This is a genomic window from Pseudomonas sp. GW821-FHT07F05 (assembly GCF_059418765.1).
On sequence record NZ_JBWKQL010000001.1, the window covers coordinates 174,785 to 189,649 of the forward strand.

The following is a 14,865-nucleotide window of genomic DNA, read 5'->3' on the forward strand; positions in this document are numbered from 1 at the left end:
GGGAGGTAAAGCAGTAGCAAGCCGCAAGCTACAAGCCGCAAACAAAGGCTGATCGGCCTTTACTTGTCGCTCGCGGCTTGGGGCTCGTGGCTTTTTTAAGCGTAGTCTTCGATCGACGGGCAGGCGCAGACCAGGTTGCGGTCGCCGAACACGTTGTCAACGCGACCCACCGGCGGCCAGTATTTGCCTTCGATCAACGACGCCACCGGGTAGACGGCCTGCTCGCGGCTGTACGGATGGCTCCATTCGCCCACCAGTTCTGCAGCGGTGTGCGGCGCGTTTTTCAGCGGGTTGTCGTCCTTGTCCAGCGCGCCGCTTTCGACCGCGCGGATTTCTTCGCGGATCTTGATCATCGCGTCGCAGAAGCGGTCCAGCTCCTCTTTCGATTCGCTTTCGGTCGGCTCGATCATCAACGTACCCGCGACCGGGAAGGACATGGTCGGGGCGTGGAAACCGAAGTCGATCAGGCGCTTGGCAACGTCATCAACGCTGATGCCGCTGGTTTCCTTCAGCGGGCGCAGGTCGAGAATGCATTCGTGGGCGACCAGGCCGTTGCTGCCGGTGTACAGCACGGGGTAGTGCTCTTCCAGACGACGGGAAATGTAGTTGGCGTTGAGGATCGCCAGTTGCGAAGCGCGCTTGAGGCCTTCGCCGCCCATCATGCGGATGTACATCCAGGTAATCGGCAAGATACTCGCGCTGCCGAACGGCGCCGCGCAGACCGCGCCTTCCTTGCGCTCCATCTTCGCGTGACCCGGCATGAACGCCGCCAGGTGCGATTTCACGCCGATCGGGCCAACGCCCGGGCCGCCACCGCCATGGGGGATGCAGAAGGTTTTGTGCAGATTCAGGTGAGACACGTCGCCGCCGAACTTGCCCGGTGCGCAGAGGCCGACCATGGCGTTCATGTTGGCGCCGTCGATGTACACCTGGCCGCCGTTGTCATGAACGATGCCGCAGATTTCGCGGATGCCTTCTTCGAACACGCCGTGGGTCGACGGGTAGGTGATCATCAGTGCCGCGAGGTGTTCGCGGTGCTCGATAGCCTTGGCGCGCAGGTCTTCGATGTCGACGTTGCCGCGGGCGTCGCAAGCGGTCACGACCACGCGCATGCCGGCCATGTTGGCGGTTGCCGGGTTGGTGCCGTGGGCCGAGGACGGAATCAGGCAGATGTCGCGACGCTCATCGCCACGGTTCTGATGGTAAGCGCGGATCGCCAGCAGACCGGCGTACTCGCCTTGGGAACCAGCGTTTGGCTGCAGGGAGATCGCGTCATAACCGGTGGCGGCGCAGAGCATCGCTTCCAGTTCGTCGGTCAGTTGCTGATAACCGGCGCTTTGCTCGGCCGGGGCGAAGGGGTGCAGGTTGCCGAATTCGGCCCATGTCACCGGGATCATTTCGCTGGCGGCGTTGAGCTTCATGGTGCACGAGCCCAGCGGGATCATCGTGCGGTCCAGCGCCAGGTCCTTGTCCGCCAGGCGACGCAGGTAGCGCATCAGCTCGGTTTCGGAGTGGTAGCGATTGAACACAGGATGGCTGAGGATCGCCGACTGGCGCTTAAGCTCTGCAGGCAGGCGCGCTTGGACGCTGTCTGCCAGCGCGGCGAAGTCAGGCAGGGCCTGGCCTTCTGCAGCGAAGAGAGACCACAGCACTTCGACGTCGGCTGGCTTGGTGGTTTCGTCCAGCGAAACGCCCAGACGCTCGGCGTCTACTTCACGCAGGTTGATTTCGTGGGCGCGTGCCTTGGTGTGCAGGTCGGCCGTTTTCGCGCCTGTGTTCAGGGTGATGCTGTCGAAGAAGAACGACTGCTCGGCCTTCAAGCCCAGCTGATTCAAGCCCTCGGCGAAAATCGCGGTCAGGTGATGCACGCGGTTGGCGATGCGGGTCAGGCCGCGCGGGCCGTGGTAAACGGCGTACATGCTGGCGATGTTGGCGAGCAGCACCTGCGCGGTGCAGATGTTGCTGGTGGCCTTCTCGCGACGAATATGTTGCTCGCGGGTTTGCATGGCCAGACGCAGGGCGGTCTTGCCGAAGCGGTCGATGGACACGCCGACCAGCCGGCCGGGCATGTCGCGCTTGTAGGCGTCACGGGTAGAGAAATAGGCCGCGTGCGGGCCGCCGAAACCCAGTGGCACGCCGAAGCGCTGCGCACTGCCGATGGCCACGTCAGCGCCAAATTCGCCGGGCGGGGTGAGCAGGGTCAGGGCCAGCAGATCCGCTGCCACGGCGACCAGGGCATTGGCGGCATGAAAGCGCTCGACCAGTTCGCGGTAGTCGAACACGTCGCCATTGCTGGCCGGGTATTGCAGCAGCGCGCCGAAGAACTCGCTGACGTCGGTAAGTTGAGCTTCGTCCGCGACGACCACTTCAATGCCCAGCGGCTCGGCGCGGGTTTGCAGCACGTCGAGGGTTTGCGGATGGCAATGGGCGGAAGCGAAGAACTTGTTGCTGCTTTTGTTCTTGCTCAGGCGTTTGCAGAAGGTCATGGCTTCGGCAGCGGCGGTGGCTTCGTCGAGCAGAGAGGCATTGGCGATCGGCAGGCCGGTCAGGTCACTGATCAGGGTCTGGAAGTTCAGCAGCGACTCCAGACGGCCTTGGGAAATCTCCGGCTGATACGGCGTGTAAGCGGTGTACCAGGCCGGGTTTTCCAGCAGATTGCGCAGGATCGGCGCTGGCGTGTGGGTGTTGTAGTAACCCTGGCCGATGTACGTTTTGAACAGCTGATTCTTGCCGGCGATGGCTTTGATATCGGCCAGCGCGTCGGCTTCGCTTTGCCCGGCGGACAAGCCAAGAACGCTGGTGCCTTTGATGGATTCAGGGATGACGCTGGCGGTCAGCGCGTCGAGGGAGTCATAGCCCAGCGTGGTGAGCATGGCTTTTTCATCAGCGGCACGCGGGCCGATGTGGCGGGCGATGAACTCGTTGGCGGTGCTCAGTTCAATACGGTCAGTCATTGCGCGCTCCTCAGGCTTCGGCGTTGGCTTTGATCAGACGATCATAGGCGTCTTGAGTCAGCAGTTGGCCGACAGCATCGGGATTGGAGGGAATAAAGCGAAAGAACCAGCCCTGGCCGAGCGGGTCTTTGTTGACCAACTCCGGGTTGGCATCCAGCGCGGAGTTGGCTTCGACGACTTCGCCATCAAGGGGCATGTACACGCCACTGGCGGCTTTAACCGATTCGACGGTGGCGGCTTCGTTGCCTTTGTCGTAGGACTGCAGCTCCGGCAGTTGCACGAAAACCACGTCACCCAGTGCGTCCTGCGCAAAGGCGGTGATGCCGACTGTGACGCTGCCGTCAGCTTCGGCGCGCAGCCACTCGTGGTCTTCGGTAAAGCGCAACTCGCTCATGAAATCTCCCCAGATGATAAATCGCCCGTTATGCCCGGGCGTGATGGGGTGAGTGCATAGCAAGTTTGCGGCCAAAGTGGGGAAGGGGGCGTAAACGTTGGGCTGCGCGAGTTGGCTTAGTGTGGGTCGCGCGGGCTTCTGGAACGAAATCGATACGCATTTTTAGTACCTCGGGCTGAACGGCGCGTTGCCACGCCGGAGAGTCCTGGAATGAGAAGAGCGGAATGATTTCAATACGGTGTTTCGATTCCGTTACGGCCGCAGTGGGTGCGTGGAATGTCTCGGACTTGTGGGAGCGACCGGGATGGCGCTCCACCTTGCTCGCGAAGGGGCAGGTACAGTCGCCGAATATGCAGCGGCAGGGATAATGTCTTTGCGAGCAAGCTCGCTCCCACCCGACCGGGGATTGATCCGAGATGGCGGCGCTTGAGCGACCGTGAATCTCCGTCGATCTTTTTAGCTTTTTCCGGGAATGCCGTATTTGCGCAGCCGGTGCGCGATCGCAGTGTGGGATGTTTGCAGCCGCGCGGCCAGTTGCCGCGTCGATGGGTATTGGCTGTAGAGCTTTTCCAGCAGCGACTTTTCAAAATCCTCGACCGCCGCTTCAAGGCTTTCGATTTCGCCATCACTGCCCCTCGCCACCGACGTGCCGGCGATGTCGAGGTCGCCGATGTCGACCAGCGAGCTGTCGCAAATGGCCGCCGCGCGGAAGATCACGTTCTGCAACTGGCGAACGTTGCCGGGCCAGCGATTGCCAAGGAGAGCAGGGTAGGTGGTCGGGGCGAGGCGGCAGACCGGTCGCTGAATCTGCGTGCAGGCCTGCTCCATGAAATAGCGCGCCAGCATCAGGATGTCCTGACCGCGTTCACGCAAAGGCGGCACGTCCAGATTGAGCACGTTGAGGCGATAAAAGAGGTCTTCGCGAAAGGTGCCCTCGGCAACCATTTTCTCCAGGTCGCGGTGGGTAGCGCTCAAGATGCGCACGTTGACCTGCACTTCCTTGTCGCCGCCGACCCGCCGAAAACTGCCGTCATTAAGGAATCGAAGAAGTTTTGCTTGCAGATACGGCGACATCTCGCCGATCTCATCGAGAAACACGGTGCCTTTGTTGGCGAGTTCCATCAGCCCGGGTTTGCCGCCCCGTTGCGCACCGGTAAAGGCGCCAGGGGCGTAGCCGAACAGTTCGCTCTCGGCGAGGTTCTCCGGCAGCGCCGCGCAGTTCAGCGCGAGAAAAGGCGCTCCATTGCGCGCGCTCACGGCATGACACGCCCGCGCCACCAGTTCCTTGCCCGTCCCGGTTTCGCCCTGAATCAGCAGCGGCGCATCCAGTGCCGCGACCCGCTGGGCGCGGGCTTTAAGTGTGCGGATTGGCGCGGAGTCGCCCAGCAGCGCATCGAACCCTTCGGCGTGATCGTGGTGCAGTGCCGACAGGCGTTCGCCGATTCGGCTCGGTTGGTAAAGGGTCAGCAATGCGCCCGCGTCGGTGATTGGTGTGGCATCGAGCAGCAAGGCCTCGCCGTTGAGCGTGACTTCGCGCAGTGGCAGACGAAAGCCGTTTTCCAGCAGCGCCGATTGCAGGCCATCATCGGAGAACAGTTCGCCAATCGATTCCCCCGTCGGTTCCCGGCCATACAACGCGACCAGGGCAGGGTTCGCCAGCAGCACATGGCCGGCGCTGTCGAGGGCAAGCACCGGGTCGGTCATTGCTGCCAGCAGGGCATCCAACTGCAAGTGGCGGCGCTGGCCGGGAAGGATGTCGACCACTGTGATCGCTTCCACGCCGCGCACGCGAAACAGCCGGTCCTTGAGTTCTTCAAGCACGTCATGGCTCAGCGTCGGCGCGTCGATATAGACGTTGGGCGGCACCATTTCCACGGCATCGAGGTTCAGGTTGCGTGCGCCGAGGATGGCAAGCACTTCCTGAGTGATGCCGACGCGGTCGATGAACGTGACGTGAATGCGCATGGGGAGTGAAAGGACCCGCGGGAGTGAGGGGGGCGATTATGCCAGTAATCTCATCACCCATCGCGGTCCCGAGACGGGTCAGCGTGCTGGTCTATTCCAGATGCTCCGGCTTCACCGGATCACCGGATTTCATGTCGAGCGTGTGGCGGATGTCTTCGAACATCCGGTCGTACTCGCCGTGCATCGCGTGCAGGTCAGTGGTTCTCGGCAGGCCATGCTTTTCGAGTCTGCGCGAGGCATCACTGGCGAAGTTGTAGGCCTTGTCCTTCGGCAGCTCGAATGTTTCGCTGACCGCCTGGCCATTGATGTCGCCTTCCAGGGTGAACTGCATGCCCGGCCCCGAATCGGTCTGGCTGACTTCGTAACGAATGTGAAGGTCGTAGCCGACATCGTGTGGTTGCAGAGCGGGGTGGACGATGTGCAGATGACCTGGCTCGAACATGGCAATGGCTCCGGGGAAAGGTGATGGACCTAAGAGGACAGACCGCCGGGGGCTGCCTCGGGTTCAGGTTCATATGCGGCGCGCTGTTGGTGGGACGGCTTTAGCCGGGAAAGCGTCAGGCGCCGCAGCGCTTTACCCGCGGCGTTCAAACCGGCCTCTTCCCGGCTGAAGCCGGTCCTGCATTTCAGTGTCCGGGAGTGTCGTTACGATTGGGCGACGGCGACGGCGACGGCGACGGCGGCTGTGCGGGCGAAAGGCGCGAAGGCTCAGGCCGTGACCAGATCCACAGATTGACCAGCACCATGCCGGCTACCGCGAAGTAGATCCACCAATTGTGTTTCAGCAGCACCAGCATCATGACCGCGCAGATCAGCATGGTGACCGTGGCGCTGATCTTGGCCTTGCGCGCAATCATCTTGCCGTTTCGCCAGTTGCTCAGCATCGGTCCGAACACCCGATGATTCTCGAGCCAGGCGCTCAAGCGTGGCGAGCTACGCGTCGCCGCCCACGCCGCCAGCAGAATGAATTCGGTGGTGGGCAGGCCCGGAATGAAAATCGCGATGATGCCGATGGTCAGGCTCACGTAGGCGAGAATGCCAAACAGGATGCGGGACAGTTTACTGCCGGGTGGAGTACGGGTCATGGTCTCGGTAATGCAGAGTGAACAGGTGTTGCGGGATTTTCAGGTCCCGCAAAGGCGCTCAGCTTATCAGTGCCGGGCGCAAAAGGCCCGGCGTCAGGCGGGTTCCGCTTCAGACGCTGGAGCGTAGGCGTGCTGCAGCAGCACGTTGAAACGTTCGAAGGCCGCCACTGCGCCACGGTCTATCTCGCGCTCCTGTTCGGCGTTGAACGGCAGATCGTCAATGATCCGGACAAAGCGTTTCCAGCCTTCGGCGCGACCGCCTGACGGTTCACCCAGATGGCGCGCGCCGAACGTCTCGCTGAGGTTCAAGGCCACGGCGCGTTTGATCAGAAAGGCGGCGCCCAGCTTCGAACCCTCCGACACGAACAGCCAGCCCAGCGCCTCGGCAAGGCTGGGCCCATCGACCGCGCCGGCGACCGGGGCAGGGATGTCAGCCTGAAGATCAAGCAGATCGGCTTTGGCCTGTTCGGCGCGGCATCGATCGGCCAGGTCGGCAATCAGCTCGATCAACTGCGGGTGCGTGTACAGTGTTTTCAGCTCTTCCTGGAACAGGTATTGGGCGCTGAGGAATCGGCGGTAGCTGGCCAGTGTCTCGAACGGCGCGTTGGCTTTCACCGCCTTGTCCAGTTGTTCATGGGGGGCATGGGTAATCTGGTTCAGTCGTGGCGAGCGACGAATGGCGTTGCCGGTCATAGGGTCTTCCTTGTAAATGAGGCGTTTGTTAACAAGACGAACGAGCGTTGCAGGCGCATAAAAAATCACGCACCTGTAACGGGGGTCGGTCAGATATCCCACACCACGTTCACGGCAAAATTGCGGCCTGGCTGGGTCAGTCGGTCGAGGTTGGCGGGGGCGGTGGCACCGGCTTCGCCAACGCTGTCGTAACCGCGCACGTCATCCCACAGCCAGTATTTTTTGTCCGCGAGGTTGTACAGGCCACCGCTGACCGTGACGTCGTTAGTGACTTTGTAATAGCCCGTCAGATCGACGAGGCCAAAGCCCGGCGTCTTGAACCGGGTGGCACCGTCGGGGGCGTAGTAGTTGCTGGTGTCGACCCGCGTCTTGCGCTTGACCAGCGTCCAGTTCAGCAAACCGCCGTAGTTGTTCTGGTCATAACCCAGCCCTAATACGCCGGTGAGCGGATTGATGCTATTGAGGGGCTGGCCGGTGTCGTTGTTGCGACCGTACAGATAGGCCAGCGAGCCTCGGGTGTAGAGGCCTTCGGGTGCGCCGAAGCTGTCCAGGTTCAGCCGGCCCTTGAGCTCAACGCCCTTGATCGTGGCGTGCCTGATGTTGTTGGACTGGAAGGTCGTGGTGGTGGAGTTGGCTGGAATCACTGCGTCCTCATTAATGAAGTCGCGATACGTGTTGTAGAACACCGCCAGATCAAACGTGCCCTCGTCGAAGTGACCGCGCAGCCCGGTTTCGTAGCTCTTGCTGGTCTCCGGTTTCAGGTCGGGATTGGGCTCGACGACGTAATTGCCCCGGGTGTTTTCGAAGCGGCCATACAAGGCTTTGGCGCTCGGCGTGCGGAAGCCCTCGGCGTACTGGCCGTACCAGGTGTAGGCGTCGTTGAACGCATACGTCAGGCCCAGCTTGGGTGACAGGCGATGCCATTTTTTGGTGCTGTCGTCGAACTCGCTCTTGCTTTTCAGGTTGACGCTTTTGAGGAATGAATCTGTGGCGTCTGGTTCGAGCGTGGTGTAGTCGTAGCGGGCGCCGGGCATGAAGGTCCAGTCGCCCCACTTGATCTGATCCTGAGCGAAAAGCCCGTAGGTGGTGATCGTCGGGTTCGGGAAGTCGTGGGTAGGTGCCACGATGTCGGAGGCAGTGGTGCTGACTGCACCGATGGTGCGGCAGGTTCCGACAACCGACGCACAGGTGGCTGATCCTGTCCGAAGCCCTGTCACCTTCTGTTGCTTGAGGGTCGTGCCATACGTCAGCAAGTGCTGGGTGTCGCCAAGGTCGAACGCTTTATCCAGCTGTGCGTCGAGGATCCACTGGCGTTCATTGTAGTGGGTGTCGCGGGTGCGCCAGACATCTCGCAAAACCGCCCCGCTTCTGGGGTTAGAGGGAAGATACCTTTCAAGCGTATTTTGATCGGTCTTGGCAATCTGGTAGTTCAAGCTCCACTTGGCGTTGTCAGCCAACACGCTGTCCAGCGCAAAGCTGTTTTCCAGGCCAAACCGCTCTCGGGTGATAACGTCGTTTCCTTCGCGTGAACCGTAGTAGCCGAAGCCAACACCGGCATTGAAAGGCCCACCCACCACACTCTTCTGATTCGTATGGGTATCGTCCTTGTACTTCTCGTAAGTGAACGCCAGACGATCATTGTCGCCGTAGTTCCAGCCCAGCTTGGCCAGCACATTGGTTGCGCGGGCGTCTTCCGGGTTGGCTGCCGTGCGGGACAGCCCGGTGCCGCCATGCTCACCGTAGGACTCGGTCTCGTGGCCGTTGCGCTGGCTGACGTGCAGCAAACCGTCGACATCCCCCGCGCGGCCGGCAACCGTAGATGAATTCAACCAGCTGTTGTCCGCCGAGCTGTAACCGGTTTTCAGACGGGCACCGACATCTTTGCCCGGCTTGATGATGTCCTCGGGGTCGAGGGTGTAATAGCTCACCGCCCCGCCGATGGCGCTGCTCCCATACAGCGCCGACGCAGGCCCGCGCAGGATCTCGACGCGCTTGATGATCTCCGGATCCACGTAATTGCGATGGGTGTTGGCGAAAGGGCCCTGGAAGAAGTTGTCCGGCACTTCGACGCCATCCACCTGCGTCAGGATCCGGTCGCCATCGATGCCGCGGATGTTGTAGCCGCTGGTGCCCGCACGCTGGCCGGCCCCGCCCACGGACACGCCAGGCTCGTCGCGTACCAGGTCGCGAATGCTGTTGACGTTGCGACGATCCAGCGACGCTCGGTCCTGCACGGTCACCGTGCCGGGTACCGAATCCACCGACTGCGCCTGACGCGTGGCGCTAACTGTGATCTGCTCCAGTTCCAGCGCGCTGGTTTGCTCGGCGGCAGCGACGGCGGGACTGTGCACCGCGGCCGCTAAAACGGCGATGGTCAGCAGGGAAAGCCCGAGGTGGTGAGTGGCGTTTGCCGAGGCGTATGAGGCGGGGTTGAAGCTGGACAGCATGGATAGCGCTCCCTGTCGTGCGGGTCGTCATAGTTGTTGCGAGATGATTCAAATAGGAATCAGTTGCATTGGCTATGACTAGACGTGCGGGTCGCGGCTATCGCGTAAAAATAATTTCGGTGAGTGTCAGATCATCAGGTTTGAAGCCATGGCGCCGCAGCTTGGCGAGCGCAGTCCGGCGTCAGGTTTTTTTCCGCACAGCCAGCACCGCTGCTGCATCGAATACCGTTTGCGAGTGCCACACGGTCTCGGCGCTGGCAAACGCTTCTCGGTGGGCGGGATCGGCTTCGAGCCATTCCAGAAAGCGCGCGTGGGTTGCGGCATCTGCGATTTCCAGCTCGATCAGCCAGGTCAGGGCCTGGTCCATCGTCTCGGCAGTGCCCGATGCATCGGCTTGAGCGCGGCGGGGTGATTGGGAGTCCGTCAAGGAGCGTCCTCAGGTCCACGGTTTGGCCGGCATTGTAGCGTCACTCAGAAGCACCCACTGACGAATTCTTGCGGATGAAACTCAGTGATCCAGGCGCGCCGCGACACTCAGGCAGAGCGTCATGATCAGCTTCAATTCTTTTTGCACGGTGCTGGTGGACACGCCCAGTTGCTCGGCGATTTCCAGATAACTTGCGCCGTGAAGCCGACTGAGGGTGAAGATTTTCTGCTGCCGGGGTGACAGGGTTTCCAGGCTTGCGCTCAGGCTTTCCAGCAGACGGTTGGCGTGGGCGGCGTCCTCCAGCGCGGAGTGGGGGGCGACGACATTATGAAGATCGCTGATCGGCGCATCGTCATTGATGGTGCGCGCGTGAACGCGGCGGGCGCGCAGATGATCCAGGGCCAGATTGCGCGCGGTCTGGAAGACGAAGGGTTCGAGGTGCTCGATGGCTCGCTCGGTGAGTGCGCGGGTGACACGCAGGTAGGTTTCCTGGAGCAGGTCTTCGGCGGTGGTGTGGCTGCGGACCATGCGCTGAAGCGTGCGCAACAGCATGGTTCGCCGGGCGAGAAAGACAGTATTGAAGTGCGACTGAGTCACGGGGACACCCGACCAGAATTCAGCAGATGATAATGCTTATCATCTAGACGTCAGGTCAAGGTAGGGATTTGCACAGATTGTAAGGGCCGTTCGCCGGGACGGCAGTCATTACCGGGGAGGGAGCTGATCGCGAAGAGCCTGGTAAATCCGCTGACGGTCCAGCGGCTTGAATTCCGTCTTCGCGAGCAAGCTCGCTCCTACATTGAGGGGATCCCGTTACTTGCTTACTCGGCGTTCATCAACGCCAGGCAGTTATCCAGCATGCGGTTGGAGAAGCCCCATTCGTTGTCGTACCACGCCAAGACCTTCAGCAGGCGACCGCTGACTTTGGTGTGGTTCGCATCGAAGATCGACGACAGCGGGTTGTGATTGAAGTCGTGGGAAACCAGCGGCAGGGTGTTGTAGCCGAGGATTTTCGAATGCTGGGCCGCTTCTTTCATGATCGCGTTGACTTCTTCGGCCGTCGCGTCGCGCTTGAGCTGAATGGTCAGGTCGACCAGCGAAACGTTGATCACCGGCACACGCACGGCCATGCCGGTCAGCTTGCCCGCCAGTTCCGGCAGCACCAGGCCGACCGCTTCGGCAGCGCCGGTCTTGCTCGGGATCATCGACTGAGTCGCCGAACGCGCGCGGTACGGGTCGGTGTGGTAGACGTCGATCAGGTTCTGGTCGTTGGTGTAGGCGTGGATGGTGGTCATCAGACCGCTCTCGATGCCCAGCTCACGGTTCAGCACCTGGGCGACCGGCGCCAGGCAGTTGGTGGTGCAGGATGCGTTGGAGATGACCTGATGGGATTGGCGAAGTACATCATGGTTAACGCCGTAGACGATCGTCGCATCGGCGCCTTTGGCCGGAGCCGAGATAATGACCTTCTTGGCACCGGCAGTGATGTGTGCGGCGGCTTTGGTGCGGTCGGTGAACAGGCCGGTGCATTCGAACACCACGTCGATGTCCAGGGATTTCCACGGCAGCTCGGCCGGGTTGCGGATCGCACTGACCGCAATTCGGTCACCATTGACGGTCAGGCTTTCCTGATCGTGTTCAACGGAGCCGTCGAATTGCCCGTGAACCGTATCGAATTTCAGCAGGTGGGCGTTGATCTCGCTGTCGCCCAAGTCGTTGATGGCGACGACTTGCAGGTCCTGACGGTAGCCTTGGGTATAGAGTGCGCGTAGGACGTTGCGGCCGATTCGGCCAAAGCCATTAATTGCGATGCGGAGAGTCATACACCCGTCCTCAAGAATTTGTTGTTGGAATTACAAGATTATTCTCATAAAAATAGAAAACAACCCCTTTTAGTGGCAGTATTTTGTTTTATCTACAAATAGAAACCCGTCTGGCCGTCACAACTGGCTGAAAATCAAGTGCTTGCCGTCGCTCTCGTCTGAGCCCCGGATTTGATCGCAGCCTGGTGAAAGCGCCTGAACGAGTGACCACATCGCTAGCCTGGAGTCCATGACATGCATCCCCGCGTCCTTGAGGTAACCGAACGGCTGATTGCTCGCAGCCGTGAAACCCGTCAACGCTACCTGCAATTGATCCGGGGTGCGGCGAGCGACGGGCCGATGCGCGGCAAGTTGCAATGTGCCAACTTCGCCCACGGCGTCGCGGCATGTGGTCCCGAAGACAAGAACAGCCTGCGCATGATGAATGCGGCCAACATTGCCATCGTCTCTTCCTACAACGACATGCTCTCGGCGCATCAGCCGTACGAACACTTCCCCGAACAGATCAAAAAAGCGCTGCGCGAAATCGGCTCGGTGGGACAGTTTGCCGGTGGCGTTCCGGCCATGTGTGACGGTGTCACCCAGGGCGAGCCGGGCATGGAATTGAGTATCGCCAGCCGAGAAGTCATTGCGATGGCAACGGCGGTGGCGTTGTCCCACAACATGTTCGACGGCGCGCTGATGCTGGGCATCTGCGACAAGATCGTTCCGGGCTTGCTGATGGGCTCGCTGCGTTTCGGTCATCTGCCGACGATTTTTGTACCGGGCGGGCCGATGGTCTCGGGCATCTCCAACAAAGAGAAAGCCGACGTGCGTCAGCGCTACGCCGAAGGCAAGGCAACCCGCGAAGAGCTGCTGGACTCGGAAATGAAGTCCTACCACGGCCCGGGCACCTGCACGTTCTACGGCACGGCGAACACCAACCAGTTGCTCATGGAAGTCATGGGTCTGCATCTTCCGGGTGCCTCTTTCGTCAATCCCTACACACCGCTACGCGATGCCCTGACACGCGAGGCGGCGTTCCAGGTCACGCGTCTGACCAAACAAAGCGGCGACTTCATCCCTCTCGGAGAGATTGTGGACGAACGTTCGCTGGTCAACTCGATTGTTGCCCTGCACGCGACGGGCGGTTCCACCAACCACACGCTGCACATGCCGGCGATTGCCCAGTGCGCGGGCATTCAGCTGACCTGGCAGGACATGGCCGATCTGTCGGAAGTCGTGCCGACCCTTTCCCACGTCTACCCGAATGGCAAAGCCGACATCAACCACTTCCAGGCTGCCGGCGGCATGTCGTTCCTGATCCGCGAGCTGCTCGACGCGGGCCTGATGCACGAAGACGTCAACACGGTTATGGGCCGTGGTCTACGTCGCTACACCCAGGAGCCGTTCCTGGAAGAAGGCACACTGGTGTGGCGCGATGGCCCGATCGAAAGCCTCGACGAAAACGTCCTGCGCCCGATTGCCCGTCCGTTCTCGGCCGAGGGCGGCCTGCGGGTGATGGAAGGCAACTTGGGCCGTGGCGTGATGAAGGTCTCTGCCGTTGCGCTGGAGCATCAGATCGTCGAAGCGCCCGCCAAAGTATTCGAAGACCAGCAGGACCTCGCCGACGCCTTCAAGGCGGGCGAACTGGAGTGCGATTTCGTGGCGGTGATGCGCTTCCAGGGGCCGCGCTCCAACGGCATGCCGGAGCTGCACAAGATGACGCCGTTCCTGGGCGTGCTGCAGGACCGTGGGTTCAAAGTAGCGCTGATTACTGACGGGCGCATGTCCGGCGCGTCCGGGAAAATCCCGGCGGCGATTCACGTTTGCCCGGAAGCCTCCGACGGCGGACCGCTGGCGTTGGTACGTGATGGGGATCTCATTCGTGTCGATGGCGTGAAAGGAACGTTGCAAGTTCTGGTCGAACCGGCAGAATTGGCCGCCAGAGAGCCGGCCATCGGTCGCTTGTCCCATAACGTGGGCAGCGGGCGCGAATTGTTCGGCTTCATGCGCATGGCCTTCAGCTCGGCAGAGAAGGGCGCCAGCGCCTTTACTTCGAATCTGGAGACGCTCAAGTGACATTGGCGATGGTGGGTGATATCGGCGGCACAAATGCGCGGTTTGCCATTTGGGAAGACGATCAGTTGCATTCGATCCGCGTGTTCGCAACGGTCGATTACGCGAGTCCTGAAAAGGCCCTGACGGTCTATCTGCAGGACCTGGAATTGCAGCGCGGTGATGTCACCTCCATTTGTCTGGCGGTGGCCGGGCCGGTGACCGGCGACGATTTCCACTTCACCAACAGCCACTGGAAGATCAACCGGCAGGCGTTCTGCGCCGAGCTGAAGATCGACCACCTGATCCTGGTCAACGACTTCACCGCCATGGCGCTGGGCATGACCCGCCTGAAGGACGACGAGTACCTGACCGTGCGTCATGGCAAGGGCGATCCTCGTGGTGCGCGGGTGGTGATCGGGCCAGGCACCGGCCTTGGCGTCGGCACGTTGATCCGCAGCGGCGAAGCGCGATGGACTGCGGTGCCGGGGGAGGGCGGTCACGTTGATTTGCCGATCGGCACGCCTCGCGAAGCCCTGCTGTGGATGCGGTTGATGGCGACCCACGAGCATGTCAGCGCCGAGACGATTCTGAGTGGCGCCGGGCTGTTGCTGCTGTATCAAGTCAGCTGCGGGCTGGACGAGATCGAGCCTGAACTCAAATCCCCCGCGGCCATTACCTCGGCGGCGCTCAAGGGCGATCCGGTCGCCAGCGCGGTGCTCGAGCAGTTCTGTGTATTCCTCGGCCGGGTGGCGGGCAACAACGTACTGACTGTCGGCGGACGCGGCGGCGTGTATATTGCCGGTGGCGTGATCCCGCGGTTCGTTGATTTCTTCATGCAGAGCGGCTTCAACAAGGCGTTCGCCGAGAAGGGACTGATGAAGGATTACTTCAATGACGTGCCGGTCTGGCTGGTCACGGCCGAGTACCCCGGCCTGATGGGCGCAGGCGTGGCGCTGGATCAGTTCGCGGCGAGCGCAAGCGGCAAGCTATAAGCTGCAAGTCAATGCCGCGCATGGCTGGCTTGCGGCTTAAAGCTT

12 protein-coding genes are annotated in these 14,865 nt (G+C 61.3%); 2 read left to right on the forward strand and 10 right to left on the reverse strand.

What is annotated here, in order from left to right; all coding sequences use genetic code 11:
- Positions 1 to 95: 95 nt before the first annotated feature.
- The 10 genes from gcvP to gap all read right to left on the reverse strand — a co-directional run bounded on the left by gcvP (position 96) and on the right by gap (position 11,788).
- Positions 96 to 2,954, reverse strand: a complete 2,859-nt coding sequence (gene gcvP / locus AC07RO_RS00865) for an aminomethyl-transferring glycine dehydrogenase (RefSeq protein WP_495085066.1) — start codon at positions 2,952 to 2,954, stop codon at positions 96 to 98.
- Between the two features lie 10 nt (positions 2,955 to 2,964).
- A complete protein-coding gene (gene gcvH, locus AC07RO_RS00870; protein WP_495085067.1) occupies positions 2,965 to 3,348 on the reverse strand; it encodes a glycine cleavage system protein GcvH in 384 nt (127 codons plus the stop codon).
- 456 nt (positions 3,349 to 3,804) lie between these two features.
- Complete coding sequence (gene gcsR / locus AC07RO_RS00875) at positions 3,805 to 5,313, reverse strand: transcriptional regulator GcsR (RefSeq protein ID WP_192171806.1); 1,509 nt, start codon at positions 5,311 to 5,313, stop codon at positions 3,805 to 3,807.
- Between the two features lie 91 nt (positions 5,314 to 5,404).
- Complete coding sequence (locus AC07RO_RS00880) at positions 5,405 to 5,755, reverse strand: DUF5064 family protein (RefSeq protein ID WP_346627019.1); 351 nt, start codon at positions 5,753 to 5,755, stop codon at positions 5,405 to 5,407.
- Positions 5,756 to 5,939: 184 nt separating this feature from the next.
- A complete protein-coding gene (locus AC07RO_RS00885; protein ID WP_495085068.1) occupies positions 5,940 to 6,398 on the reverse strand; it encodes a YbaN family protein in 459 nt (152 codons plus the stop codon).
- Between the two features lie 93 nt (positions 6,399 to 6,491).
- The gene (locus tag AC07RO_RS00890; RefSeq protein WP_495085069.1) at positions 6,492 to 7,091 is read right to left on the reverse strand and encodes a biliverdin-producing heme oxygenase; all 600 of its coding nucleotides are present in this window, start codon (positions 7,089 to 7,091) and stop codon (positions 6,492 to 6,494) included.
- Between the two features lie 89 nt (positions 7,092 to 7,180).
- Positions 7,181 to 9,538, reverse strand: coding sequence for a TonB-dependent hemoglobin/transferrin/lactoferrin family receptor (locus AC07RO_RS00895; RefSeq protein WP_495085070.1), 2,358 nt, complete (start codon positions 9,536 to 9,538; stop codon positions 7,181 to 7,183).
- Between the two features lie 181 nt (positions 9,539 to 9,719).
- Positions 9,720 to 9,965, reverse strand: a complete 246-nt coding sequence (locus AC07RO_RS00900) for a FecR/PupR family sigma factor regulator (RefSeq protein WP_244655872.1) — start codon at positions 9,963 to 9,965, stop codon at positions 9,720 to 9,722.
- An 81-nt stretch (positions 9,966 to 10,046) separates the two neighbouring features.
- Positions 10,047 to 10,562 (reverse strand): RNA polymerase sigma factor, encoded by a 516-nt coding sequence (locus tag AC07RO_RS00905; RefSeq protein ID WP_495085071.1) that lies wholly within the window; start codon positions 10,560 to 10,562, stop codon positions 10,047 to 10,049.
- 224 nt (positions 10,563 to 10,786) lie between these two features.
- Positions 10,787 to 11,788: a type I glyceraldehyde-3-phosphate dehydrogenase gene (gene gap, locus AC07RO_RS00910; protein WP_122535884.1), complete on the reverse strand. Its 1,002-nt coding sequence runs from the start codon at positions 11,786 to 11,788 to the stop codon at positions 10,787 to 10,789.
- Between the two features lie 234 nt (positions 11,789 to 12,022).
- Here gap and edd point away from each other — a divergent pair, with 234 nt between their 5' ends.
- Complete coding sequence (edd, locus tag AC07RO_RS00915; protein ID WP_192171800.1) at positions 12,023 to 13,849, forward strand: phosphogluconate dehydratase; 1,827 nt, start codon at positions 12,023 to 12,025, stop codon at positions 13,847 to 13,849.
- Complete coding sequence (locus AC07RO_RS00920; RefSeq protein WP_346627024.1) at positions 13,846 to 14,820, forward strand: glucokinase; 975 nt, start codon at positions 13,846 to 13,848, stop codon at positions 14,818 to 14,820. Before edd ends, AC07RO_RS00920 begins: the two co-directional genes overlap by 4 nt.
- Positions 14,821 to 14,865 lie beyond the last annotated feature (45 nt).

Bases quoted from the DNA above. Each gene is read 5' to 3' on its own strand.
- gcvP (WP_495085066.1), bottom strand. From the start codon at position 2,954: ATGACTGACCGTATTGAACTGAGCACCGCCAACGAGTTCATCGCCCGC.
- gcvH (WP_495085067.1), bottom strand. From the start codon at position 3,348: ATGAGCGAGTTGCGCTTTACCGAAGACCACGAGTGGCTGCGCGCCGAA.
- gcsR (WP_192171806.1), bottom strand. From the start codon at position 5,313: ATGCGCATTCACGTCACGTTCATCGACCGCGTCGGCATCACTCAGGAA.
- AC07RO_RS00880 (WP_346627019.1), bottom strand. From the start codon at position 5,755: ATGTTCGAGCCAGGTCATCTGCACATCGTCCACCCCGCTCTGCAACCA.
- AC07RO_RS00885 (WP_495085068.1), bottom strand. From the start codon at position 6,398: ATGACCCGTACTCCACCCGGCAGTAAACTGTCCCGCATCCTGTTTGGC.
- AC07RO_RS00890 (WP_495085069.1), bottom strand. From the start codon at position 7,091: ATGACCGGCAACGCCATTCGTCGCTCGCCACGACTGAACCAGATTACC.
- AC07RO_RS00895 (WP_495085070.1), bottom strand. From the start codon at position 9,538: ATGCTGTCCAGCTTCAACCCCGCCTCATACGCCTCGGCAAACGCCACT.
- gap (WP_122535884.1), bottom strand. From the start codon at position 11,788: ATGACTCTCCGCATCGCAATTAATGGCTTTGGCCGAATCGGCCGCAAC.
- edd (WP_192171800.1), top strand. From the start codon at position 12,023: ATGCATCCCCGCGTCCTTGAGGTAACCGAACGGCTGATTGCTCGCAGC.